Here is a 396-nt window from a genome sequence, read left to right on the forward strand (position 1 = left end):
TCCTGATTCTCGCCATCCTGGTGATCGCCGGCTGTCTGGGCTGGATCGCCTGGAACCATCGCCGGTCGGAAGGGTCCGGGATGGTCCCGCGGCTGATCGCCCTGGTCGCGGTCCTGGTCGCCCTGCCGTTGATCGCTTTCGGCAGTGCGCAGAGCGCCAAGCGCTCTCCGGCACCCAAGGGCTTCTACGGCGTGATCACCCAGACCGACTTCACATCCGCCGACTCGACCAGGATGGCCCGCGGCGGCGTCGAATCCCTGCGCATCCCGGTTTCCTGGGCAGGTGTACAGCCGAACTCCGGCACCGATTTCGAATGGGGGGTCATCGACGGTCTCGTCGGACAAGCCGCAAGGAGCGGGATCACCACGCTTCCGTTCGTTTACTCGTCGCCCGACT

1 protein-coding gene is annotated in these 396 nt (G+C 65.9%); it reads left to right on the plus strand.

Annotation, left to right across the window (positions count from 1 at the left end; translation table 11 throughout):
* The coding region (locus tag I6F37_RS43595) for a hypothetical protein (RefSeq protein ID WP_225154925.1) at positions 1-396 on the plus strand (396 nt) is incomplete at both ends.

The sequence above is a fragment of the Bradyrhizobium sp. NBAIM08 genome (genome assembly GCF_020193935.1).
In the GTDB taxonomy this organism is placed as follows: domain Bacteria; phylum Pseudomonadota; class Alphaproteobacteria; order Rhizobiales; family Xanthobacteraceae; genus Bradyrhizobium; species Bradyrhizobium yuanmingense.